We start from the raw sequence: 17637 nt of genomic DNA on the forward strand, positions 1-17637 counted from the left end.
AAAAACACAAACACTGAGGAGGTAGAATGAGATCTCTGATGCGATACGTAATGCCGGGGTTGCTTTGCACGATCTTTATAGTGACTGCCGGCGCCCAGATTACGATCAATGATGTAGACGTTAATCGCATTCTTGCACCGGGAAACATGGTTGTGAATCGCAATGATAACGTCGCGACATCCTTCAACGTCGGGTCTCCCGGTCTCAACTCGTGGAACTTCAGCGGGCTTCAGACCTCGACGTTTCAAGTGTATAACAGCGTCTTGGCGTCGGGTACGCCCTTCATTTCGAACTTTCCCGGGGCAACACATGCCGCCCGGGTGGATACGAATTTCGAAGGTATTAACGGGACTGTCTACCAATACCTTCAATTGAATGCAACCGGCTTGCGAAATTTGGGAAATATGGCGCGTGCAACGCCATTTCCGTTTAGCACCATCGAATTGAGAACTACCGTAACGCCGGCTGAAATCGTGTACGCACTTCCGGCAACACTCGGTACAGTTTGGAATACCGCTTTCTCCAACAATACCCGGGTTACACTGAACGGTCAAGAAATTTCGAATACAACGACAACTCACGACGCAACGTACACCGTTGACGGGTATGGCACAATGCTGTTGCCGAATAGCGTCAATTCCATTTATGCGTTAAGAATTCGAAAGCTGAATTTTTATAACGGTAGTCCTGTCGTAAGTTTCATGTTTCTCTCCCGGGGGGGAGCGGTCGTGATCTGTGAAGCGAGCGACACATCGGCGGTGAGCGGAACGATCTCGGTTCGTCAGGGAACCGTGGTTTGGAATACGTCCATCGTGTCCGACTCGACAACTGATGTTCGCACGAACGAACAGGTTCCTCCACGATTTTCATTGCATCAAAACTACCCCAATCCGTTCAATCCCTCAACGATCATCAGCTATCAGGTAGCGACCGCTGGATTCGTTTCTCTGAAAGTATTCAATATGTTGGGCGAAGAAGTCGCAACGCTGGTCAACGAAATGAAATCACCCGGTTCGTATGAAACAATCTGGAATGCAGACGGTCTGCCAAGCGGGGTGTACTTCTACCGCATGACTGCCGGCTCGTTCACTGAGACTCGACGCATGATGGTGTTGAAATGATCGTGAGCTTGCGACGCTGAGTCTTTTGCATTTCAGGCTATTGTTTCCGTTATTTCAAGGGGCACAAAGTGATTTGTGCCCCTCGCTATTTTTCTAAAAAGGACTTCATGTTTATCGATTCACATTGTCATTTGACGTCTGAACAATTCAATGCCGACCGCGACGCCGTCATCCGCAGGGCGGAAGATGCAGGTGTTCATGCCATCATCAATCCGGGAACAGACCTCGAAGACAGCAAGCGGGCAGTTGAGCTTGCAGAAAAGTACCCGAATATCTACGCGTGTGTCGGCTTCCACCCTCACGACGCAAAGAAGGCCAATGAGAAATCTCTTCAAGAAATAGAGGAACTGAGCCGCCACCCCAAGGTTGTCGCCATCGGTGAGATTGGGTTGGATTTTCACTACGATTTTTCTCCGCGTGACGTTCAGGAATCGGTTTTCCGGGAGCAGATCACGCTTGCACAGCGGCGGAATCTTCCCATCGTTATCCATACACGCGAATCCAATTCGGAGACGATTGCTATTGTTGAGGATGCTGTTGAGACGGTTGCCGGATGGCGAAGCGACAAGCAAATGCCGCACAGTCGCTATCCGGCCCCGAAAGGGGTCTTTCATTGTTTTTCGGGAGACATGCAGATGGCGTGGAAGGTAATCAACATGGGCTTTTATGTTTCGTTGCCGGGTGTTGTAACCTTCAAGAAAGCCGATCTTGCGGTTGAGGTGGCATCGAATGTCTCTGCCGAACATTTTCTGCTGGAGACAGACAGTCCGTATCTCGCGCCGGTTCCGTTCCGGGGAAGAAGAAATGAGCCCGCGAACATCCCACGTATTGCTGAGAAAATAGCTGCGTTGCAACACTTGAGTATCGAAGACATCTCCCGGATTACCAACTACAGCGCATTCAAACTTTTTGGTGTTGGAGAAAAGGGGGCGGCGCGATTCACGTATCAACTCCGGAATTCCCTGTACATCAATCTCACGATTCGATGTAATGCAGATTGTGTCTTTTGTGATAGAAAGGGAGAGGCCGTGATCAAAGGACACAATCTTCGCATTGATCGTGAACCGACTGCGGAAGAAGTAATTGCCGAAATTGGTGATCCGAAGAAGTATGACGAAATCGTTTTCTGCGGGTACGGCGAACCGACGATCCGGTTGGATGCGGTCAAGGATATCTCAAAGTGGGTCAAAGCAAACGGAGGAAAGACGAGACTCAATACCGACGGACACGGGAATGTTATAAACAAGCGCAATATCGTTCCGGAACTTGTCGGCCTCATTGATGCCGTTTCGATAAGCCTGAATACAACGGATCCGCATCAATACGGGGAGTTGATGAGAATTGACGGCGAGAAGTTCTTCCCTGCGATGATTGATTTTGCAAAAGAGTCTGTCCGCTTGCTCGGCAGGGTCACGATGACCATTGTTGACCTTGACGATGTGGATACGGAACAAGCCCGCCTCCTTGTTGAGAATGAGATAGGGGCAACGTTTCAGAAACGCCCGTACTTCTAACGAACTGTCATCTTGTCGTCCCGATCAATATCCCCGCAACGCATCCTTTTTCTTGCCGAAGGCCAGTTGGGCGATTTGCTGTTGCTGACCCCGGCGTTGCGGGCAACGAAGGAATCTTTCCCGCACTCACACATCAGCGTTCTGGTTGTTGAGCGGCGCGGATCGGATGGTGCGAAGCCGGACCGCTTCAGGGATTTGCACGCAACGGAAACGGAGAGAGAAGCGTGCGCACTCTCAACCAACACACATGTTGATGAGCTTCTCGTTCTTAGCCGGCAGGCCCTTCGTGCAGAGAAGGGAGGTGCGAGAATTGTGGCGGAGTTGTCGGTTGTCAGATTTCTCCGTAAGCAGGAATTCGACACCGTCGTCTGTACATTTCCGGAAGATCGATTTGCGTTGTGGGCGTTTCTCGCCGGTGCGCGTGTACGCATTGGTCAGCGAAAACAAGGTTTGTTCCGGCTTCTGACGAACACACCGGATATCGAAAAACGTCAACGTGGCGTTCTCGAGTACTATTGTGACTTGGCTCGAGAACTTGGTGCCCGTGTGAGTTCTGTTCACACTGAATACAATGTGCCGGAGTCATCCGAACAGTGGGCTGAAGAATTCTTTCAGAAGGAACATCTGGGATCCGGCAAGAAAATCGTGTCCGTTCACCCGGGGGCGAGCGGCAACTACAAGATTTGGCCTCCGGAAAGATATGCAGCAATGATGAACCATCTTTCAGCCGGGAACAGCACTGTATTGCTGCTCCGGGGGCCCCTTGATGGGCCGGTCATTGATGAAATCAAACATCACGTACAGACCCCATTTGTTGAGATTCACACCGGAGAGAAGGTGGGCGATCTTGCTGCAATTATCCGGCGAAGCGACCTTTGCATCACCAACGATTCGGGCCCGCGTCATCTGGCAGTTGCGGTCGGGACGCCCTCGCTCGCGTTTTTCCGCCAACATTGTGATAGAGAATGGGGTGTGTATCCGGAAACTGATTACAGCAAAACGTTGACGGGAACGCAACAATGTCAGGTTTGTCCGCCGGGTATCTGCCGTGATGTGATGCCGGATGGCCAGCAGTTTGCCTCATTCTGTGTCCGCATGATCAGCGTTGACGATGCCGTTGAGCAAGCCGGGAAAATGCTCCAAGTCTAAAATTCCACTTGCCAGTTTTCGGAGGATGCAGTATATTGCTCCCCAGCGTGTGGGGAGAACATGCTCTGATAGCGCTTGACGGTTTCGATTGATGCACATTCCACTTCCCCGATAGACTGATGAAACCAATAGTTGTACTGATCTTTCTCCTCGCTGCCGCAACATCATCGCTGTTGTGCCAGAATTCGCCCGAAGAAGTAAGACAACAAATTCGGGTTGCACAAGATACCCGCAATGTAGATTCGATTTCACGCCTTCTTACCGACAATGATCCTGACGTACGGGCGTTTGCGGCATTTGTCTGCGGTTCTGTCCAGGATACCTCCCACATTTTGCTCCTTTCCAAACTTCTGGCGGATAGCAACAGTTCGGTGCGTACGGCGGCTGCGTTCGCGCTCGGGCAATACAACTACGTTCTCGATACTGTTCAACGGACTTTCGTTTCCAGGGCTCTTCTGGCACGACTCGGGTTCGAGCGGGGAATCGAAACACTGATCAGGCTTGTCGAGGCGCTGGGAAAAGTCGGCGATGAGCACAGCTTGAATGTGGTTGTGGCATCAGGGATGAATTTTCAGGCACTCAGCCTGAAATGTGAAACGGCCCTGTCGGTCGGGCGATATGCGTATCGTAATATCGTCAGCAAGACCGCAACAGCCTTTGCAGCAGATATTCTTGCCACAATCCGGAGCGGCGATGAATGGAAAGCTGCCTACGCTTTCATGCGGATCAACGATGCAAGTCTTGTGGCTCACCACGCCGATCAGATTGTCTCAGCGGCATCCCATCAAAGTGCCGATGTCAGAATGTTCGCTGCGTTGGCACTTGGCAAGTGTTCAACTTCGACAAAAGCAGTCAATGCGCTGGTTTCGCTGGTGACATCCGATCCGGACTGGCGGGTGAGGGTGAATGCTGTAAAAGCGATTGCCAGGATGGATACGTCGTTCCATACGCGAATACTGCCGTTGTTGTTTCAGAGTGCGGCAGATTCTTCCGAGCATATTTCGCTCACTGCCATATCTTCCTTGGGGGAGATGGAGATTCGGCGTTCTCCTTTTTCGGCGGCGTGCAGAAAGACGCTTGTTGAAATTCTCTTCGATCGACAATACTCATCCCGACAGAGAAGAGAAGCATCCATCGGGCTTGCCAAATTCCTCGGCGCCGATGCTTTTCCGATTCTCGCTGATAAGTTCAGAACGGGTCAACTTACAGAAAGGCAGTATGTGCCCGCGCTTGCTCACACGCCCGACCCCGATGCGCTGTCTGCCTTGATCAACTTTGCGAAAGGAACAGACCCTGGACTCCAAAGGGAAGCCCTCGAGGCAATTCAGATTCTTGCTGGAGCATCGCAACGCGATTCGGAATGGGTACGAACAGCCATTCCTGTTTTTCTCACCTCTTTGCAATCAAGAGACGTCTCTGTCGTTGCAGCTGCGGCAAGTGCGCTTGCACGCCCTGTGTTCTTCGATGCACGATCCGGTCCGGCACTTGTTGAAACACTCCGACGGCTTAAAGTCCCCGATGATGCCGATGCCATCCTTGCAGTGATTCAGGCTTCGGGCGCAGTGAAGTCCTCACATGCGATTGCGCCTTTGGAATCCGAGCTGAACAATCCCGACCGGCACATTGCAGTTGAGGCGGCCAAATCGTTGCTGAGGATAACGGGCAAGTCATACGCGCACTTTCTCAAAGCTCATACAATGCCCGTCTACACAAATCACGATTGGGAGATGTGGAATCAGATCCGAAAGAACCCCGCTGTTCGCGTGAAGACTTCGAAAGGGATGTTCACATTCAACATGTTGCCCGATGAAGCCCCTTTTACGTCTATCAATTTTGGTTTGCTCATCAAGCGAGGCTTTTTTGACGGTCTGCTGTTTCATCGTGTAGTCCCGAATTTTGTTATCCAAGGCGGAGATCCTCGCGGTGACGGGTGGGGCGGACCAGGCTACGCAATCCGGTCGGAGTTCGGGTTCGAGTATTTTGGACGGGGAACGGTAGGAGTTGCGAGCTCGGGGAAGGACACGGAAGGATGTCAGTGGTTTGTGACGCATTGTAACACTCCTCACCTTGACGGGCGGTACACGATCTTCGGCAAAGTGACAGCAGGGATGGATGTTGTGGATGCGATTGAGGTGGGCGATCGCATCGAGGAAATGCGATTTGCGGAATGACGGCTATAACAGGAGGGGTACGGCTATCTTCTTCTCCTCATGTATTCATCGTAAATTGTCTGATGAGACGGATCGATTTGAGCGAAATTCAGATAGATGTTGGGATCGGAATAATCGAGAAACAGTTCGGCTATTTCTCGGAATTTTGTGTCGAAGAAGATTTTGATGAGCTGATTGCGCGGATCGGCAGTTCGTTTCACATCATCAATCATAAAGATCGCGTCGATAATGTTCTGGAATGCCCTGTTGCGCGATGTCGCCATCGAATCAAGTCCCGTAAAATGATACCTGAAGGAAGCTGCCCGAACCGGGGCGAATTTCGAATTCATAATCTCTTCAATCAACTGCAAACGACTGTAGCCGCTCTTCGCCTGTTGCCATCCCCTGCCGCCGGTGGCGCGGGCGAGGTTCACAATATCTGCCGCCTTCTGAAAGAACGGTGTTCCGTTTAGATTATCCCATGTGTCATAATCGAATCCAAGAATCAAGTAAGCGTAGAAATCCAGGAAACTCGCAAGATCGTTGAACGAATACGGACTGTGATTGATCGGGCGGCCTCTGACGTACGTAAACTCCCACGCGTCATCAAACAGCCGGAGTACCGCGCTGTTTTGCGTGCCGTTATAGATAGGGCGTGAGCTTCCAATGAACACCTGGGCAGAATACCGATCCTGTCCGACAACGCTCTGGATATTGATATCGAATGTGCATGAAATCCGTTCGTCAAGATTGTCGGTTCCCCACCGGTAATTGTTGACGTACTCTCGAACTTCCGACTCGAAATTCATCAACAGATCTTTGTTGGCTGTCGGGATGCCTTCATAATTGACTCTGACCATACAATCCAACTCCTGTCCGCGGAGTTGGGGCGAGAAAAGCGAAAGCAAGAGAATACCGGTGATGAAATTTACATAGCGCATCGACAAACCTTCACGTCAGTTGAACCTGCAATCAATATAATCGTTTCTCGAACCCTGTTCAAGGACAGTTTTGCATGATGCTCCAGAATCCGTTCAACAATATACCCGGAGGGAATCGTGAAAATACCTACAGCAATACTGTTTCTCTTCTGTTCAACGGTTGGCAACGCGGCCTTTGAACACCTTCCTCATGGAGGCCGTTCGGCGGCGATGGGCAACGCCCTGGTTGCCCTTGCCGGAAATGAGTGGTCGGCCTTTGTCAATCCCGCCCTGCTTCGCACGTGCGATGAACGAATGGTATCGTTGTCGTATGCACCCCAGCCGTTTCAACTCAGCGAGTTGGCTCGGGCCGCCGTAAGTTTCATCGAGCCGACCTCCGCGGGTACATTCAGCCTCTCTGCATCACGATTCGGCTTCGAGCTGTACAAGGAAACGCGTCTTGCGCTTTCATATGCGGCCGACCTGGCCGAAATTGTCAGCGGCGGCCTTACTCTGAATTATTACTCCCTCGGCATTCAAAACTACGGAAGTGCTTCCTCGTTTGGACTTGACGTTGGCTTGAAAGTGGAGATTTCCGACGAACTGCGGTGGGGATTCTCCGCATTCAACGTAAATGCGCCGGCAATCGGCGCGACGAAAGAAAAACTCCCGCAAATATTCTCGACAGGAGTTGCATTTGAACCTGTGAGCAATGCGGTAATTGCCGCCAGCATTGTCAAGGATATTCGCTATGCAGCCGAACTGCATCTTGGTGTGGAGTATACCTTCATTGATGTCCTTGCACTTCGGGCGGGCACAACCAGTGATCCGAATACATTCAACGCCGGAGTAGGCATCTCGTATGCATTTGCACGGCTTGACTATGCTTTTTCTTCCCACAGTGAGTTGGGGGTGACTCATCAATTTTCTGTCTCATTGGAGTTGGGTGACCTGTGAACATTGCGAGGAGAGAACCCCATGTCCCTTACACGCTGCGTTTTCTCGGCGGTTTTTCTTTGTGCAGGAGGAATTGCATCACCGTTAAGTGCTCAAGTGTTGCAGGATTCTCTGGGCATCTATTCCGGGATAGATGCTGAGGAATTGTTGGAACAGATTGAGACGGAAGCGGAAAACTCCGAACTTCTGGACCGCCTCGAGTGGCTGCAAGAACATCCGCTCGATCTGAATACCGCAAGCAGAGAAGAACTTGCCTCCATTCCGCTGCTGAACCCGGACGAAATCGAGAGAATTGTGAATCTGAGAGGCAAGCTCAAACGCTTCATGTCTGTTGAGCTAATTGGCTTGGTTGAAGGGGGCCAGGAACTACTGTCACGAATTCGAAAGTATGTTTTCGTTGCTGAAACCGAAAGTAATGCGGGCAGGGGATTCTCTTCAAGGCTGCGCTCACGCGTAGTGCGGGATGTGCAGCAACGAAGAGGGTTTCAAAATGGCAGCTTTGCCGGTTCGCCTTTGAAAAGTTATTCCCGCCTTTCTGTGCGTCAGTCCGACAATCTTCAAGTCGGCGTATTGTTCGAGAAGGATGCAGGGGAAGAAACAGGCAGCGGATTCATATCCGGACATCTGGCCTTTAGAGACATGTCGTTTGTCTCTCAAGCAATCATTGGTGACTACATCGTTGAGGCGGGGCAGGGCTTGGTTCTCTGGCGTGCGAGCGCATTCGGCAAGGGGAGCGAAGCTGTTTCGGTAATCAAGAAGTCGGGAGCGGCTGTGCAGCCGTACCGTTCTACTGATGAATTCAATTTTTTGCGCGGCGTTGCTGTTTCATCGGGAGTGGAAATAGGAGAGGATAAGCTGAATATGACGGCTTTCTACTCGCGTCGTGCGCTGAGTGCAAGCGGCGACGATGTTGCGGTTTCGAGCTTCTACCGGGATGGCCTGTTTCGTACTGACAACGAGCTCCGCAGAAAGTCGAATGTTGATGAACGCATAATCGGAGGACGATTGAGATTCAGCACGGATGAGATGTTCGCCGTCGGTACGACAGCGTATCATTCATCATTCAGCAAGCCAGTTGTTGCCAACCGGTTGTTTGAGTTTGAGGGTACCTCCGCATCTGTTTTCGGGGTTGATGCAGAAATGCATCTGGGATGGCTTGCGCCGGATCTTTCCCAGATAACGTTGTTTGGCGAATTCGCCCGGTCACAGTTCTCTGCATCAGCAGGAATTGTCGGCTCAATTGTGAATTTGACCCGCGGCAGCCGTCTCGCGTTGATCTATCGGGATTATTCACCCCGATTTCAATCGTTGCATGCCTCCGGGTTCGGTGAACGAAGCGACACCAAAAATGAACGGGGCTTTTATGTCGGTGCTGAAATTCGTGTCACGCCCTCTTTTCATGTCTCGGGATTCATCGACCATTTCAAGTCTCCATGGAGAACTTTCGATAACCCGCTGCCTGGGAGTGGAAGGGATATTTTCGTGCAAGCAAATGTAAAACCATTGAACCGGTTGTCACTCTCCCTCCGCTACAGAGGCAAAACCACGGAAAGCAGCCAGGCTTCGGTTGACGAGTTTCTCCGCGAAACACGACTTCTTGTCAACCGTCAACAGCAGAAGGTTCGCATGACTGCTTCGTTTCAGGCAACCAAGCAAATGCGACTGAGAGGGAGAGTTGAAGGGACCATTGTGGACTACGCCTTCGTCAACCGGGATCAGCGCGGATGGCTATTTTTCCAGGACATACAATATCTGCCACATCCTGCTCTCGTGGTGGAGGCAAGGCTTATCTTCTTTCACACCGACTCTTACGATTCGCGGCTCTACGAGTATGAAAGCGACTTGCGAGGCGTTTTCTCAAATCCTGCAATGTTCGGAAAAGGGAGGAGATGGTATGTTCTGTTGCGATGGAATATTCTCCCCGAAATCCGTCTCTCCGCGAAATATTCGGAAACGCAAAAGGAGGGTGTTAAGACAATAGGCTCAGGGTTGACGGAGATCGATGGAAACTTGGACAACAGAATCAGTGTTCAAATGGAAGTGAACTTGGATTGAAGGTTCTACCGGCTTGGTTCCGGACGGGTTGTGCTTGCTGACATGGATTGCTCAAAAAGAGAATGGTTTTGGCTAATTTGATGATGGTTGCTACGTTGAATGACGTATTTCTGACGTGAAAGTTTAGAAGAATGCTCCAACTGTTTACCGATCTTCTTGCTTATGACGAATTGTCTGTCTAAATTTGCGGAGGAGTCGAAGTAACGAGTTCCTTCTTAGAGAGGAAGAATCTCAAATGAAGCTTACGATCTACCACAAGATGTTGGTAGGATTTGGTATAGTCATCTTCCTGATGATTGTTACCAATTTCTATGTTCTCCTTCAGATGAACAAAGTCACGAAGGTGACCACAGAAGCGTTCTCCTACGATGTGCCGGGAATTGACTTTGCAAAGCAGATGCAGGAAGTGCTGTATGTGGAAGAGCCCTATGCCGCAAAGGCCGTTGCATTTCATGATGCGGAATACTACAAAGGGTTTGAAGAGCAAAGCAAAGTTTTCGACCGGCTGATTGATTCTCTTGCCTCCACACGCCTTACTCCAAAAACCCGGGCAATTCTGGACCGAATACGTGAAAGTCACGCTTGGTTTGCGGACGCGACAAGACGCGCAACGTTCGGCATCGGACGAAAAAACAATGATCCGGCATTTGACGATGCCGCCCGCAGTGACAGCCTTGATGTGTTACTCTCTGAGATTCGCGGCTTCATTGAAATACACGAATCGGCAGTAAAGCAATCGATATGGGAAGCAAGCCACCGGATGTCCAAGTCAACAAACGTTGCGTATGTTCTTTCAGTATGTACGCTGCTGATCGCCGTTGGCGCGGCGGTGTTTATTGCCCGCACGATTACCAAGCCGCTTTCCGTGCTGATTGACGGAACGGAGAAGATTGCAGCCGGCAAATTCGCCCCGATCACCGTTTCTACAAGAGATGAAATGTCGCTCCTGGCAAGCGCGATGAACGAGATGAGTTCCAAGTTGCACTCCACCGACCGTATGAAAACCGAGATGATGCATCACATTTCGCACGAGCTTCGCACTCCGCTTCAAGCGATGACGTCCGCACTGAACCTCTTGGCCGATCAACGATACGGAACATTGAATTCGGAACAATTGCGTTTGACTTCGTTTTTGAGGGAAGGGATCAACAAGATTACATCGTTTAGCCATCAGTTTCTGGATATTTCGAAGATCGAATCCGGCGCCATGCAGTACAGTTTTGCGCCGGCAGATCTCCTCACTGTCATGCTGCCGGTGATCGAGGAAGCAAAGCTTATTGCCACACGCAAAAACATTGCCGTAACTGTCAACGCGACTCCGATCCCGAAAGTAAAGGCCGATGTTGACAAGCTTTCGCAGGTGTACAGCAATTTGCTGAGCAATGCAATAAAGTACACGCCGGAGAACGGCAGAATCCAGATTGATGTCGGACAATCAAAATTCGGCGTGCGAGTGTCGGTAACAGACTCCGGTATTGGAATTGCACCGGAAGACTTGCCGAACGTGTTCACAAAATTCTATCAGGCGAAAAATTCGGACAAAGCGAGCAGCCGCGGAACGGGCGTCGGGCTTGCCTTGGTCAAAGCGCTTGTTGAAGCACACGGCGGTCGGGTGTTTGCTGAAAGCGCGGTTGGTGAAGGAACCCGGTTTACAGTGGAATTGCCCGCAGTGAAGGAACCGGTGATGCCTGCCTTTGCCGCGATGCAGCAGTCCGTCAATTGAGCGGAGGTTGTATGAAAAAAAATCTGGCGTGGACTGTAGTCACCTCCCTTTTGTGCTTCGCAAGTGTTGCACAGGCACAAAGCGCGAAGAATGTTTCCGAACGCGAAACCAAGGCGGAATATCATCTCTCTTTTGCCGACAGTCTTGAGACGGCGGGAGCCTTCCAAGGCGCTTCCCTTGTCTACAAGATGGTTGTAGAGTTGTATCCGAATAGCGTGTACTATGCTGAAGCAGTTCGCAACCTCGGTCATTTGTATATCAACCCTTTTAACACCGCACGAAACGACAGCATTGCCCTCTACTGGTTTAAGAAGCATCTTGAGATACCGTGGCTGCAACGCGGCGAACGTTCAAGATCGGTAATCATCTCCTCACTTGTGCGCGAGAGGTTGAAGGCCAATACCACCGATTCGCGCCGTGCCGATGTTCTTGATAGCCTCTCGCAACTTTCCCGCATTCAAGCAGCAGAGATCGCAGCACAATCGAAGAGAATTGCTGAACTACGGTCGGATCTGGAACAAACGGATACGGATCTCCATATCCTCCTCGAATTCCAAAAGAATCCGACTGTCACGAGAAGGGACTCACTTGCAGCCAGCAGCACAACACTCCAACGGCTGGCTGAAGCAACAGACTCCCAACAAGAACGTAAGAACGTCGAGCAATCGAACGAACAACTCCGCAAGTTGCGTGAGATTGACTTGCGGGCATTACAGCGTCGCTCCAAACGATAGCGTTAAGATTTTCGGTGGATTGAAATGTCCGTGGCGTTGCGCCGTGCGCATCATCGCGGAACGCCATCTCCTCGCCGGCACTCATCACTTCTGTTTACTGCTTTTATAACAATCTCAGTGACTTCTATGATACATTTTCGATACGTCTTCGTTGCCGTACTGTCCGTATTGGCAGCAGGTAGTTTTGCCCAGCCCCTGCAATATCCTCCGTCAGAGAAAGGTGATGTGACGGATTCCTACTTCGGGGTAAAGGTTCCCGACCCCTACAGATGGCTTGAAGACGACACGTCGCAGGCAGTCGCCGGGTGGGTAGCACGGCAAAACGAGGTGACCTTCGAGTATCTTTCCCGAATTCCTTTCCGCGAGAAGTTGAAAAATCGACTCGAACAAATTTTCAATTATCCAAAATACTCGACCCCTGTACGAAAAGGGAAGTATTATGTTTTTTCGAAGAACGATGGACTTCAAAACCAGGCGGTGTACTACATCCAGGAAGGCCTCAGTGGCATGCCAACCGTCCTTCTCGACCCGAATACATGGTCTGAAGATGGCACCATCAAGCTGGCATCCCTCGATCTGTCGAGAGACGGAAAGTATCTTGCATACAGCATCTCACGCGGCGGATCGGATTGGCGCGAGTTCTTTATTATGGAAGTCGGGAGTCGCACGCTTTTGCCGGATCATATACAGTGGGCTAAGTTCTCAGGCGCTGCCTGGCATGAAGATGGATTCTTCTACAGCAAATACGACCCGCCCGCTGACACATTGAAGGCGCTTTCCGCGAAGAACGAAAACCACAAAGTGTACTATCACAGAATCGGGACACTTCAACAGGATGATATCCTCGTATTTGAGGATAGAAACAACCCCCTTCGGTTTCACGGCGTATCGGTGACAGAAGATGGCCGCTTTGCGATTCTCTCCATTTCTGATCGCGGCCGGGGAAGGAACGGGAACGCGGTTTTCGTGAGAGATTTGAAGAAGGGGGAAAAGTCCTTCAAGCCTCTTGTGCATCAATTCGAGAACTCGATTCGAGTTATCGACAACATCGACAGCAAGTTGCTTGTCAAGACGAATACAGGGGCACCGAACGAACTGGTTGTGTTGATTGATCCGGCGAAACCCGAACAAAAACATTGGGAAGTAATTCTTCCGGAGAAAGACCATTTGCTTGAGGGTGTCACGGTGGCTGGTGGAAAACTCCTCGTAACATATCTGAAAGATGTGAGCCATCGTGCGTACGTGTATTCGCTGGACGGGAAGTTGGACCATGAACTGCGCTTACCGACACTTGGCACAGTCAGTTTTTCGGGCGGACGGCGGGATGATAATATCATCTTCTACACGTTCACATCGTTCACATTCCCGACGTCAATCTACAAGTTTGATATCGGGAAGGAGCAGGCCGAGCTTTTCCGCCAGTCGGAAGTGTCGTTTGTGCCAGAGGACTTTGAAACCAGGCAAGTGTTTTTCCCCAGCAAGGACGGAACCCGGGTACCCATGTTCATTACCCGCAAAAAGGGCATGGAACTTGATGGCAACAACCCGACACTGCTGTACGGTTACGGCGGTTTCAATATCAGTCAACGGCCGGCATTCAACTCTCTGGTGATAGCATTGCTTGAACAGGGGGTCGTGTATTGCGTCGTGAACCTGCGCGGTGGTGGGGAGTATGGCAAATCCTGGCATCAGGCGGGGACTGTTCTCAACAAGCAGAATGTGTTTGATGATTTTATTGCTGCCGGGGAATGGCTGATAGCGAACAAGTACACCTCAACGGAGAAGCTTGCTATGCAAGGCGGCAGTAACGGAGGCCTGCTTGTCGGTGCCGTAATGTGCCAACGGCCTGATTTATTCAAGGTCGCACTTCCTGCAGTCGGCGTTATGGATATGCTGCGGTATCATACATTTACCATCGGCTGGAACTGGAAACCCGACTACGGCAGCAGTGAGGATTCCGTTCAGTTTCACGCCCTGTACAGATACTCACCCCTACACAATTTGCGTGACGGCGTGAGTTATCCCGCGACGCTTGTAACAACAGCCAACCGCGACGATCGGGTAGTTCCCGCACATTCTTACAAGTTCGCCGCAACGCTGCAGGAGAAGCATCGTGGCAATAATCCTGTTCTCATTCGTGTTGAAACAAAATCCGGTCACGGTGCCAGCAATACGACGAAGCAAATAGCAGCGACTTCAGATGCCTATTCATTTCTCCTGTACAATCTGAACGTGAATCCGCAATGGCCTTGAATGACGGACCTCTCCATCGTCCTCCATTGACCGAACTCGAAAGATCGCTAACTCATGAATATCTGTTTGCGTCTCAAGTGATTCACCTCGCTATGCTCATGGGAGCATTGGCTTTTCTCACAGTAACTATCGTCCTCTATGCCGGGGCTATTCCTGATGTTTACGGCGATGTGTCCTTGCTGGACACGTTAAGCTCTATCCATGCCATCTATGCCTTTGGCGCATATTCTCTGGCGATGCTTCTGTACAAGCGTCAAATAGCCGGGTCAGAAACAGATGTGAATCCGGACGCCGATCGAGTTTCTGCCTTCCTTTCCAGAGTGAGAACTGCCCAGATTGTCCGGCTGGCGCTTTACGAAGGTGCGGCCTTTATGGGACTGGTGGTTTGTATGTTGGCGGCAATGAACGGGACGCTGCACGTGCACCCGATTTATTGGTGGAATGTAGCCTCGACAGCGATACTCGCCGGCCTCATCGTTCTAACATTCCCGACACGAACAAAGATAATTCAAATATTTCATGACCTGTACGGCTCATACTGACTATGGAGAATATGTGACCAATCGTTTACCCCTTTTTCTTATCCTCGTATTCCCGCTGTTTGTCTGCTTCATGGCGTGGTATGTTTGGTACAGTCCTGCAACAACGGTTATTCTTGTTCGACATGCCGAGCGTTTGAACGATACGGATACTACCTCAATTTCAGAGGCGGGGCTGGAAAGAGCTGAACAGTTGGCCCACACGCTGCATTCCTATCCGCTGAAGAGAATTTTCGTTTCTGAAAAACACAGGACTCTCCAAACCGCTACCGCCACCGCCTCGCTGTTCAACATTCGTCCCTCACACATTGCTGCGAATAACATTCGCGGCTTTGCAGATTCCGTGAAGGCACAACGAGGAGATGCAATTTTGATTGTAGGGCATTCCGATACTGTCCCGAAAATTATTGCAAAGTTGGGAATTTCCTCTCCTCCTGCAATCGACACATCAGACTTTGATGATATTTTTGTGGTGACGGTGTTTCGGTTCCGCTCGACGATGGTACACCTGAAATACGGGCCCCCTTCTTGAGATAAAGCAAAATCCCTGTCGGCTTTGGGGACGAGCCGCACAGGGACTTTGTTGAAGAAGAGAACTAGTAGCGCGCCGTTCGACTCACATTTCGTCGTGCATCGCTCTGCAACTGGTGATGCGATGCCGGTACCCCCTCGACACTCGGGGGGGCAAGTCCTCTCTTGTCTTCCGGTGTTGTCAGGAATTTGACCCATGCTATCAATTCAGTCAGGGGTCTTCCTTTTTTGAAGAAGCCCTCACGCTTCGGGTCTTTTGCAGCCTCAGTGGTTAGTTTGTCATTATAGCCGGAGATAAAGAGTACGGGCATGTTTTGCTTGCCCGGGGTTTCGCGCACAGCGTTGCGTAAACGGATGCCGTCCATACGCGGCATGTAAACATCTGTGATGAGCAAGTCGAACGATGATTCGTTCATCTTCTTAAGAGCGTCTTCTCCGTCGGCAGCAGTGACAACCTGGTGGCCTTCGGAGGTGAGCATTGTTCTCAGCAACATTCGTATGACAGAATCGTCATCTACTACAAGCAGATTCATAGCTGCCTCAATGGATTCCTTTGATGTTATGACATAAAGAGTATCGGACGATGAAACAAAAAAAATAGCAATATCAAGGGACATTGACATAACCGGTGACTGGTGACAAGGGTTTCCGGCTCGCCTTATGGAGGTACTACCCGGCATAAACAGAATGATCTATTCCAGGCTTCGGAAAGCCGCAACGAGACACGATTGTTTGAAGTTGTGTTTTTCGTTATCTTAAAAACTGTGAAAACAGCGGTTTTTTAAAAAGTAGGGAAATGGCTGACGAGAAGAAGAAAGTTGTTGTCGCGATGAGCGGAGGGGTGGATTCATCCGTTGTGGCCGGGATTCTCTCGGAGCAGGGATACGAGCTTATTGGGATAACAATCAAGACGTACAGATACGAAGACGTTGGCGGGAATGTCGGCAGCGACAGCAGTTGCTGCTCACTAGACGGCATTAACGATGCCCGAAGCGTCGCAACAAAGCTGGGTTTCCCGCACTATGTTCTCGATTTCAGCGAGCGGTTTGGCGCTGAGGTAATCGACAATTTCGTTGACGAGTACCTGAACGGCCGGACACCCAACCCGTGCGTTATCTGCAATCGCAAAATTAAGTGGGAGGAGTTGATTCGTAAATCCGATGCTCTCGGTGCAGAGTATATCGCGACGGGGCACTACGCGAAGGTAAAGTATAACGAGACGACAGGACGCTACTTTGTCTCGCGTGGGCGCGACGAGTCGAAGGACCAATCATACGCACTGTGGGGATTGACGCAGGAGTCCCTCAGCAAAACGCTGTTTCCATTGGCCGATCTAACAAAGCCGGAGTCTCGAGCGCTCGGCGAGAAATTCGGCCTCCCGAACATGCGGAAAGGGGAGAGCTACGAAATCTGCTTTATTCCTGATAACAATTACGAACGCTTTCTCAAGGAACGGGTCCCTCAACTTGAGGAGCAGGTTTCCGATGGCGAGATCATACTTGATGGAGAAGTAGTGGGCAGGCATCGCGGATTTCCTTTCTATACGATTGGCCAGCGAAAGGGTATCGGCATAGCGCGGCCGGAACCGTTATACGTGACGTCGATCGACGCTGCGACGAATCGAATTGGGGTGGGGCGGGAAGACAAATTGTACGCACGCGGCTTGATTGCCCGCAGTGTCAACATGCAGAAGTATGCAGAGTGCACGCAGCCGCTGAACGTGCATGCCAAAATCCGTTACAAAGACCCGGGAGGTGACGCAACCATCAAACAAACCGACGACGGAACTGTCGAAGTGATGTTCGATGAGAAACGTCGCGCCATTACACCGGGGCAGTCGGTTGTGTTCTACGAGCAGGATGATATCGTCGGTGGAGGTATCATCGATGCTGCTATCACGTAACAATTGAAACGCAGAGCTTGTTTCAAGGAACTGAGACATGCCGTCTGAATGAGGTCACCGGATGGGGGGTGACCTTTTCTTTTCCTCA

General features: G+C 50.8%; 14 protein-coding genes. 12 read left to right on the forward strand and 2 right to left on the reverse strand.

From position 1 onward, the window contains the following. The first annotated feature begins 26 nt into the window (after positions 1-26). The 4 genes from KF749_15075 (at position 27) to KF749_15090 (ending at position 5955) form a co-directional block, all read left to right on the forward strand. On the forward strand, positions 27-1121 hold the full coding sequence (locus KF749_15075; protein MBX2992473.1) for a T9SS type A sorting domain-containing protein: 1095 nt from the start codon (positions 27-29) through the stop codon (positions 1119-1121). A gap of 107 nt (positions 1122-1228) precedes the next feature. Next, the gene (locus KF749_15080) at positions 1229-2635 is read left to right on the forward strand and encodes a YchF/TatD family DNA exonuclease (protein ID MBX2992474.1); all 1407 of its coding nucleotides are present in this window, start codon (positions 1229-1231) and stop codon (positions 2633-2635) included. A gap of 12 nt (positions 2636-2647) precedes the next feature. Further along, positions 2648-3784: a glycosyltransferase family 9 protein gene (locus tag KF749_15085; GenBank protein MBX2992475.1), complete on the forward strand. Its 1137-nt coding sequence runs from the start codon at positions 2648-2650 to the stop codon at positions 3782-3784. 119 nt (positions 3785-3903) lie between these two features. Further along, positions 3904-5955: a peptidylprolyl isomerase gene (locus tag KF749_15090; protein ID MBX2992476.1), complete on the forward strand. Its 2052-nt coding sequence runs from the start codon at positions 3904-3906 to the stop codon at positions 5953-5955. 23 nt (positions 5956-5978) lie between these two features. On the opposite strand, the gene KF749_15095 is transcribed toward KF749_15090, so the two are convergent. Beyond that, the gene (locus KF749_15095; GenBank protein ID MBX2992477.1) at positions 5979-6794 is read right to left on the reverse strand and encodes a DUF4835 family protein; all 816 of its coding nucleotides are present in this window, start codon (positions 6792-6794) and stop codon (positions 5979-5981) included. Between the two features lie 198 nt (positions 6795-6992). Between KF749_15095 and KF749_15100 the strand changes: the two genes are divergently transcribed. The 7 genes from KF749_15100 (at position 6993) to KF749_15130 (ending at position 15647) form a co-directional block, all read left to right on the forward strand. Next, positions 6993-7811 (forward strand): hypothetical protein, encoded by an 819-nt coding sequence (locus KF749_15100; GenBank protein ID MBX2992478.1) that lies wholly within the window; start codon positions 6993-6995, stop codon positions 7809-7811. Between the two features lie 21 nt (positions 7812-7832). After that, positions 7833-9866, forward strand: a complete 2034-nt coding sequence (locus KF749_15105) for a helix-hairpin-helix domain-containing protein (protein ID MBX2992479.1) — start codon at positions 7833-7835, stop codon at positions 9864-9866. 235 nt (positions 9867-10101) lie between these two features. Next, positions 10102-11589, forward strand: coding sequence for a HAMP domain-containing protein (locus KF749_15110; GenBank protein ID MBX2992480.1), 1488 nt, complete (start codon positions 10102-10104; stop codon positions 11587-11589). An 11-nt stretch (positions 11590-11600) separates the two neighbouring features. Next, entirely contained in the window at positions 11601-12323 is a 723-nt protein-coding gene (locus tag KF749_15115) for a hypothetical protein (protein MBX2992481.1), read from the forward strand. A 126-nt stretch (positions 12324-12449) separates the two neighbouring features. Continuing rightward, entirely contained in the window at positions 12450-14576 is a 2127-nt protein-coding gene (locus KF749_15120) for a S9 family peptidase (protein MBX2992482.1), read from the forward strand. Between the two features lie 98 nt (positions 14577-14674). Further along, positions 14675-15118, forward strand: coding sequence for a hypothetical protein (locus KF749_15125; protein ID MBX2992483.1), 444 nt, complete (start codon positions 14675-14677; stop codon positions 15116-15118). A 13-nt stretch (positions 15119-15131) separates the two neighbouring features. Beyond that, on the forward strand, positions 15132-15647 hold the full coding sequence (locus KF749_15130) for a histidine phosphatase family protein (GenBank protein ID MBX2992484.1): 516 nt from the start codon (positions 15132-15134) through the stop codon (positions 15645-15647). A 64-nt stretch (positions 15648-15711) separates the two neighbouring features. Here the strand turns inward: KF749_15130 and KF749_15135 are convergent, their stop codons facing one another. Continuing rightward, the gene (locus tag KF749_15135; protein ID MBX2992485.1) at positions 15712-16179 is read right to left on the reverse strand and encodes a response regulator; all 468 of its coding nucleotides are present in this window, start codon (positions 16177-16179) and stop codon (positions 15712-15714) included. A 263-nt stretch (positions 16180-16442) separates the two neighbouring features. Here KF749_15135 and mnmA point away from each other — a divergent pair, with 263 nt between their 5' ends. Further along, positions 16443-17549 carry a tRNA 2-thiouridine(34) synthase MnmA gene (gene mnmA, locus KF749_15140; protein ID MBX2992486.1) on the forward strand — a complete coding sequence of 369 codons (1107 nt, stop codon included), beginning with the start codon at positions 16443-16445 and terminating at the stop codon, positions 17547-17549. Positions 17550-17637: the final 88 nt, after the last annotated feature.

Source organism: Bacteroidota bacterium (assembly GCA_019637975.1).
In the GTDB taxonomy this organism is placed as follows: domain Bacteria; phylum Bacteroidota; class Ignavibacteria; order UBA10030; family UBA6906; genus CAADGV01.

Coding starts and splice junctions, on each gene's coding strand:
- KF749_15075 (MBX2992473.1), top strand. CDS start 27: ATGAGATCTCTGATGCGATACGTAATGCCGGGGTTGCTTTGCACGATC.
- KF749_15080 (MBX2992474.1), top strand. CDS start 1,229: ATGTTTATCGATTCACATTGTCATTTGACGTCTGAACAATTCAATGCC.
- KF749_15090 (MBX2992476.1), top strand. CDS start 3,904: ATGAAACCAATAGTTGTACTGATCTTTCTCCTCGCTGCCGCAACATCA.
- KF749_15095 (MBX2992477.1), bottom strand. CDS start 6,794: ATGGTCAGAGTCAATTATGAAGGCATCCCGACAGCCAACAAAGATCTG.
- KF749_15105 (MBX2992479.1), top strand. CDS start 7,833: ATGTCCCTTACACGCTGCGTTTTCTCGGCGGTTTTTCTTTGTGCAGGA.
- KF749_15110 (MBX2992480.1), top strand. CDS start 10,102: ATGAAGCTTACGATCTACCACAAGATGTTGGTAGGATTTGGTATAGTC.
- KF749_15115 (MBX2992481.1), top strand. CDS start 11,601: ATGAAAAAAAATCTGGCGTGGACTGTAGTCACCTCCCTTTTGTGCTTC.
- KF749_15120 (MBX2992482.1), top strand. CDS start 12,450: ATGATACATTTTCGATACGTCTTCGTTGCCGTACTGTCCGTATTGGCA.
- KF749_15125 (MBX2992483.1), top strand. CDS start 14,675: ATGGGAGCATTGGCTTTTCTCACAGTAACTATCGTCCTCTATGCCGGG.
- KF749_15135 (MBX2992485.1), bottom strand. CDS start 16,179: ATGAATCTGCTTGTAGTAGATGACGATTCTGTCATACGAATGTTGCTG.
- mnmA (MBX2992486.1), top strand. CDS start 16,443: ATGGCTGACGAGAAGAAGAAAGTTGTTGTCGCGATGAGCGGAGGGGTG.